Source organism: Phaeovulum sp., assembly GCF_041596715.1.
Taxonomy (GTDB): domain Bacteria; phylum Pseudomonadota; class Alphaproteobacteria; order Rhodobacterales; family Rhodobacteraceae; genus UBA6213.
On sequence record NZ_JBFHIA010000174.1, the window covers coordinates 1 to 6,700 of the forward strand.

At 65.1% G+C, this 6,700-nt stretch carries 6 protein-coding genes; all 6 read right to left on the reverse strand.

Annotated features, from left to right (window positions below):
• Window positions 1-21: 21 nt before the first annotated feature.
• The gene (locus ABY403_RS11810; RefSeq protein ID WP_372841019.1) at window positions 22-543 is read right to left on the reverse strand and encodes an NADH-quinone oxidoreductase subunit B family protein; all 522 of its coding nucleotides are present in this window, start codon (window positions 541-543) and stop codon (window positions 22-24) included.
• An 8-nt stretch (window positions 544-551) separates the two neighbouring features.
• Window positions 552-2,054: a hydrogenase expression protein HypE gene (locus ABY403_RS11815; RefSeq protein ID WP_372841020.1), complete on the reverse strand. Its 1,503-nt coding sequence runs from the start codon at window positions 2,052-2,054 to the stop codon at window positions 552-554.
• 6 nt (window positions 2,055-2,060) lie between these two features.
• Window positions 2,061-3,512 (reverse strand): hydrogenase 4 subunit F, encoded by a 1,452-nt coding sequence (locus ABY403_RS11820; protein ID WP_372841021.1) that lies wholly within the window; start codon window positions 3,510-3,512, stop codon window positions 2,061-2,063.
• Entirely contained in the window at window positions 3,509-4,171 is a 663-nt protein-coding gene (locus ABY403_RS11825) for a hydrogenase-4 component E (protein ID WP_372841022.1), read from the reverse strand. The genes ABY403_RS11820 and ABY403_RS11825 overlap by 4 nt, the downstream gene beginning before the upstream one ends.
• Window positions 4,172-5,128 (reverse strand): respiratory chain complex I subunit 1 family protein, encoded by a 957-nt coding sequence (locus ABY403_RS11830; RefSeq protein ID WP_372841023.1) that lies wholly within the window; start codon window positions 5,126-5,128, stop codon window positions 4,172-4,174.
• On the reverse strand, window positions 5,119-6,700 hold a 1,582-nt coding region (gene hyfB, locus ABY403_RS11835; protein ID WP_372841024.1), incomplete at its 5' end, for a hydrogenase 4 subunit B. The genes hyfB and ABY403_RS11830, both read right to left, overlap by 10 nt.

Sequence of the window (6,700 nt, forward strand, 5' to 3'; positions counted from 1 at the left end):
CGCCCGGGCCGCGCTGAGGTTTCAGGCGCGTTTGCCCTCTGCCGCGTCCAGCAGTGACAGAAGCCCGGTCAGCAGCGCCTTGGGGCTGGGCGGGCAGCCGGGGATGACCAGATCGACCGGCAGCACCGCCGAAACCCCGCCTTCGACCGCGTAAGACCCCGCAAAGCAGCCGCCATCGCGGCCACAATCGCCCACCGCCACCACCCATTTCGGGTCAGGCGTGGCGGCATAGGTGCGCCGTAGCGCCTCGGCCATGTTCTTGGTCACGGGGCCGGTGACCAGCAGCACGTCGGCATGGCGCGGCGAGGCCACGAAATGCAGGCCGAACCGCTCTAGATCATAATAGGAGTTTGAAAGCGCGTGGATTTCCAGTTCGCACCCATTGCACGACCCGGCATCGACCTGCCGGATCGAAAGCGAGCGGCCAAGCCTGCGCCGCGCGGCCTGCCCGGTGGCCAGCGCCAGGGCCGCGATTTCAGGATCGCTTGGCCCCGCCTCGGTCAGCGGTCGCCGCAGCAGCCCTTCGAGCAGAAACTTGCGCATCGCGCCCCCTAAAGGTCGTGCCCCGAGTAAGAGCAGTTGAAGGATTTGTTGCAGATCGGAAAATCGGCGATGATGTTGCCCTCGATCACCGATTCCAACAGCGGCCAGTGAAACCACGACGGGTCGCGCAGATGGCAGCGCGTGATGCGCCCGTCGGCCCCGAGCGCCAGCCACACCAGCACATCGCCGCGAAAGCTTTCAACCAGCCCCAGCCCGATGCGCGGCGCGTCCGCGGGGGCGAGGGGCGTGAAGATCGGGCCTTCCGGCAGGCGGGCAAGGCATTGTTCGATCAAGGCAAGGCTTTGTTCCACCTCGCGGATGCGAATCCAGACGCGGGCGTTGACATCGCCCTCTGCGCGGGTCGGCACGCTGAAGGTCAGCTCGTCATACGGCGCATAGGGGCAATCGCGCCGGGTATCGAAATCGCGGCCCGAGGCGCGGCCCACAAAGCCGCCAGCGGCAAAGCGGCGGGCGTGTTCCGTGGCAAGGCGGCCGGTGGTGACGGTACGGGCCAAAAGCGAGGCGGTGCTGTCATAAAGTGCGATCAGCGCGGGAAAGCGGTCGCGCAGGTGGGCCATCAGCGCGGCGATTGCGGAGCGGCCTGCGCTGTCAAGATCGTGGGTCACACCGCCGGGCACGATTCTGTCACGCATGTAGCGGTGGCCGAAGGCGGCTTCGGCGGCGCGCAAGACCTCTTCGCGCAGGGCGCTGCAATGCGCCAGCATCATCGCGAATGCGGCGTCGTTGCAGACCCCGCCAATGTCGCCGATGTGGTTCGCCAACCGCTCAAGCTCGGCCATGATGGTGCGCAGATAGAGCGCGCGGGCTGGCACCCCGGCGGCAAGCGCGGCTTCGGCGGCCTGCGCGAAGGCCCAAGCCCAAGCCACCGTGGAATCGCCCGAGACGCGGCCTGCAAGCTCTGCCCCGTGCGCAAGGCTGGCACCGCGCATCAGCGCATCGACGCCCTTGTGCGTATAGCCCAGCCGCGCTTCCAGCCGCACCAGCGTTTCGCCCTGTGCCGTAAAGCGGAAATGGCCGGGCTCGATGATGCCTGCATGGACTGGGCCGACCGGCACCTGATTGAGGCTTTCACCCTCGACCGGCAGAAACTCGTAGGGCGCAAGCTCGGGCCCCGGCGCGGCTGCGCCAAGCGGTGCGGCAATACCCCAGCGGCCGTGGTCAAGCCAAGGCCGCGCATCGGGGGTGCCAATCGCAAGATGGCCGAAAAGATCGGTGATGCTGCGTTCCAGCCGCGCCGCGGCGGGGTGTTGGGCTGCAACTGAAGGAAACGCCCCGTCGGTCAGCGGCAGGCAGAGTATTTCCATCCGCCCGCTTTCCACCTGCCGAAGCGCCATGTGCACCGCATCCTCGGCCCCCCAGAGGCTGAACAGTTCAAACCGCCCGCGCGCCGCCTCGACGGCTGCAAGCTCCCATTCCGTGGCGGTTACGGTTTGGCACGGCGCGGGCTGGCTGCGGAAGGGCTGCGGCATGGGTGTTTCGATGTGATCCATTGCCCCCTACCCTAACAACGCCGCGACCGCACGGAACCACGCGACCACCGGGCCGGGCAAGAATATCCCTGCCGCCAGCACCAGCGCCAAATGCGCATAAAGCGGCGCAAGCGAAGCCTCGGCAGGCCCGACCTTGCCGGTAGGCTCGCCGAAGATGAACCCCGCAAGCCGCAGGATCAGCGCACCGAAGGCCACAAGCAGGCCAAACACCAAAAGCAGCGCCAGCAGCGGTTCGCGCGCGAAGGTCGAAGTGACGATCAGAAACTCGCTCATGAACACGCCGAAGGGCGGCATACCGGCAATCGCCAGCACGCCGAGCGCCAGCCCCCAACCCAGTGCCGGGTGGCTTTGGGTCAGGCCGCGAATACCGTCGATCTGCTGCGTGCCCTTGATCTGCGCGATGTGGCCGACCGAATAGAAAATCGCCGATTTGGTGAGCGAGTGCATGACCATATGCAACAGCCCCGCAAAGTTGGCCAGCGGCCCACCCATGCCAAAGGCAAAGACGATGATGCCCATATGCTCGATCGAGGAATAGGCGAACAGCCGTTTGATGTCGCGCCGACGATAGAGCATGAAGGCCGCGAAGATCAGCGACAAAAGCCCCATCCCCACCATCAGCGGGCCCGGCGCGATGGCATCGGGGTGGGTGGCGATCAGCATCTTGAAGCGCAGCACGGCGTAGAGCGCTACGTTCAGCAACAGCCCCGAGAGCACCGCCGAAATTGGCGTCGGGCCTTCGGCATGGGCATCGGGCAGCCACGCGTGCAGCGGCGCAAGCCCGACCTTGGTGCCGTAGCCCAATAGCAGGAACACGAAGGCAAGGTTCAGGATCGCGGGGTCAAACTCGGCCGCGCGGGCCAGAAGATTGGTCCAGATCATCGACATCGTGCCTTCACCCAACACCGGCTGCGCAGCGAGGTAAACGAGGATCGTGCCAAACAGCGCCAGGGCGATGCCGACCGAGCCGAGGATGAAGTATTTCCACGCGGCCTCCAGCGCCGCGTGGGTGCGATAAATGCCGACCATCAGCACGGTGGTCAGTGTGGCCACCTCGATCGCGACCCACATCAGGCCGATATTGTTGGACAAAAGCGCAAGGTTCATGCCGAACATCATCAGCTGATACATCGCGTGGTAAAACCGCAGCGAGGCGGCGGTAAGTTTGCCCGTCTCGATCTCGTGGCCGATGTAGGAGGCCGAGAAATAGGCGGCGGTAAAGCCTACGAAAGTGTTGAGCACGACAAAGACGATGTTGAGATCGTCGATCAAAAGATATGGCCTCGGCGCCGCGCGCGGCACGAAGAACAGCGCCAGTGCCGCGATCAGCGTGGCAAGGCTGGCGGCCACGTTGAGCCGCGCGGTCAGCCGGTAGCCGGGCAAAAGCGCCAGCAGCACCGCCGTGCCCGCAGGAATCGCCAAGATCGCATAAGCGGGGTTGGCCAAAAGCGCGTTCACTGGTTCTCCCCGCGATATTCTTCGAGTGCGCCAAGGTCGATAGTGTCGAACCGTTCGCGGATGCGAAACAGGAACACACCGATCACGATGAAGGCGATCAGCACCGAAAAGGCCACCGAGATTTCCACCACCAGCGGCATCCCCTTGGCGCCGGTGGCCGCAAGGATCAGGCCGTTTTCAAGTGACATGAAACCCACCACCTGACTGACCGCGTTGCGCCGCGTGACCATCATCAGCAGGCCCAGCAGCACCACCGACAGCGCAAAGGCAAGGTCTTCGCGCGCGAAGGCGTCGGCCGTTTCGGTTAGCCGCAGCATCAGCACGATCGACATGGCGACCAGCCCCATGCCCGCCAGCATCGTCAGGCCAACGCCGACCACGGTTTCAACCTCGCGGTGGATGCCCATGCGGCGGATGATGCGGTGCAGCGCGCCGGGAATGATCATCGCCTTGAACACCAGCGCAATCGCGGCGGTAACGTAAAGATGCGGCGCGTGCTGGATATGCGCCTGCCACGAGACTGACAGGGCCAGCACCACCGCGTGCATTGCAAACACATTCAAAAGCGCGGTCAGCCGTTCCTGATAGATCATCATGAAGCTGACCAACACCAGCCCGCCCGCCAGCAAATGCGCGATGTCAAAGGCGATGCGGTCCATTCAGAGGCTCCTCGAGACGAACAGCAAGAGCATGCCGAGCAGCCCCAGCATCAGCGCCGCGCCCAGAAAATCTGGCACGCGGAACACGCGCATCTTGGCGATCGACACCTCGAACGCGCCCAGCGCCGCGCCGCCCAGCGCCAGTTTTGCCAGCCAGAAGCCAAACCCTGCCAGATAGGCAAGTGCGCCCGCCCCGGCCCCCGCCATGCCCCAAGGCACAAAGATGCAGATGATCAGCGAGATATAGAGCAAAAGCTTCAGCGCCGCGGCAAGCTCGATCATCGCAAGGTGGCGGCCGGAGTATTCCAGCACCATCGCCTCGTGCACCATCGTCAGTTCCAGATGCGTGCTGGGGTTATCCACCGGGATGCGGGCGTTTTCGGCCAGCGCCACGATCACCAGCGCCACCAGCGCAAGGCCCAGCGATACCCGCAGGCCTACCGCCGCGGTCGCCATATGTTCGGCCACGGTGGAAAGCTGCGTCGAGCCTGCCACCAACGCCACCGAAAACGCGGCCAACAGCATTGCAGGTTCGGCCATCGAGGCGATCATCATTTCGCGGCTGGCACCGATACCGCCGAATGCGGTGCCCACGTCCATGCCCGCCAGCGCCAGAAAGAACCGCGCCGAACCCAAAAGCGCGACAATCGCGATCAGATCGGCGGTCCAGTTGAAATGCAGCCCGAAAGCAAATGCGGGCACCAGCGCCGCGGCCACCCAAGTGGCGGCAAAGATCAGGTAAGGGGCGGCGCGAAACAGCCACGAGGCGTTTTCGGCCAGCACCACATCCTTGCGCATCAGCCGCAGGATATCGCGGTAGGGCTGCACGATCGAGGCACCGCGCCGCCGCATCAGCCGCGCCTTGACCTTGCGCACAAGGCCCAGAAGCGCGGGCGCAAGTGCGACGACCACCAGCATCTGCACGCCCTGCACCAGAAGATTGCGGATCAGTTCCATATCGTCAGCACCAGAAGCAGCGACACCAGCGAGCCGACGACAAGGCTCAGATAGCGGCGGATGGTCAAGAATTGCAGGCGGTTCGCCTGCGTCGCCACGGTATTGATGGCCGCGGCAAGCGGCTGGTAGAGCCCTTCCCACGCCCAATCGCGCAAGCGCACAATCAGCCGCGCGGGGGCGGTGCTGCCGGGGGGCGGCATCGTTACCTCTTCACGCGCGCCCAGCAGAATGACCCCCAGCACGCGGCGGAGCGGCTGTGCAAAGCTGCCCGCGCCATATTGGCTGTTGGCAAGCTCTGACGGAAAGCCGCAATCCCACGCCGGGCCGCGCGACAGGCGGCGCGAGGCGAAACGATGCACCAGCCAAGCCGAGCCCGAGGATGTGATGGCGATGAAGGCAAAGACCAGAAGGCCGCTATAGGTCGAACGCGCCTCGGCGATTGGCACCAGCGTTTGCCATGCCTGATCCGCCTGCACTGGCAGTCGCGCGGCCACCATTCCCTCGGTCGCGGGCGCGAGCAGGTCTAGCACGACGCCGGGAAAGATGCCTGCCAGCACGCAGACCAGCCCAAGTGCGGCCATCGCGGCCAACGAAAAGCGGTCAACCTCGACCGCGCCGCGCGCAGCGTCAGTGCGCGGGCGGCCAAGAAAGCCCACGCCATAAATGCGCACGAATGCGGCAGCGGCGAGTGCAGCGGCCAGCGCCAGCATCGCACCCGCAGCGGGCACGATGATCTGCAAGCCTGCCTGCGGCAGATCGGGGCTTAGCAGCACCGACTGGAACAGCAACCATTCCGACGCAAACCCGTTTAGCGGCGGCAGGGCGGAAATGGCCACCGCCCCCACCAGCATCAGCGCCGCAGTTACCGGCATACGGTGGATCAGCCCACCCAGCGCATCCAGATTGCGCTGTCCGGTTGCCACCAGCACGTTACCCGCGCCCATGAACAAGAGGCTTTTAAACGCGGCGTGGTTGAAGATGTGAAACAGCGCCGCAGAAAACGCGAGCGCCGCAGGCGCGGTCATGCCATTGGCGCGAAACCCCAAGGCCAGACCCAGCGCCAGCACGATCACGCCGACGTTTTCGATGGTGGAAAAGGCCAACGCGCGCTTTAGATCCGTTGCCATCAGCGCGGACAAGATGCCCAGAACCGCGGTTGCGGCCCCCATCACGATCACCGCGGGGCTTACCCACCATTCCAGCGGACCTGCAAGGTCGAACACGACGCGGATCAGGCCATAAAGCGCCACCTTGGTCATCACGCCGCTCATCAGTGCGGAAACATGGCTGGGGGCTGCGGGGTGGGCCAGCGGCAGCCAGACATGCAGCGGCACCAGCCCGGCCTTGGACCCCGCGCCCACCATCATCAGCCCCAATATCACCGCCGCAAGCAGGGGTGAGCGCGCGGCGCTGCGTATGGCCGCAAAGTCATAGTCACCCGCAGGCCCCGCCAGCAACCCGAACGCCAAAAGCAGCGCCATCGTGCCAAAACCCGCCATCACCAGATAGACATAGCCCGCCTGCGCCGTGCCCTCGGCACGGTGATGCGCCATCACCAGCGCCCAAGACAAA

Coding starts and splice junctions, on each gene's coding strand:
- ABY403_RS11810 (WP_372841019.1), bottom strand. CDS start 543: ATGCGCAAGTTTCTGCTCGAAGGGCTGCTGCGGCGACCGCTGACCGAG.
- ABY403_RS11815 (WP_372841020.1), bottom strand. CDS start 2,054: ATGGATCACATCGAAACACCCATGCCGCAGCCCTTCCGCAGCCAGCCC.
- ABY403_RS11825 (WP_372841022.1), bottom strand. CDS start 4,171: ATGGACCGCATCGCCTTTGACATCGCGCATTTGCTGGCGGGCGGGCTG.
- ABY403_RS11830 (WP_372841023.1), bottom strand. CDS start 5,128: ATGGAACTGATCCGCAATCTTCTGGTGCAGGGCGTGCAGATGCTGGTG.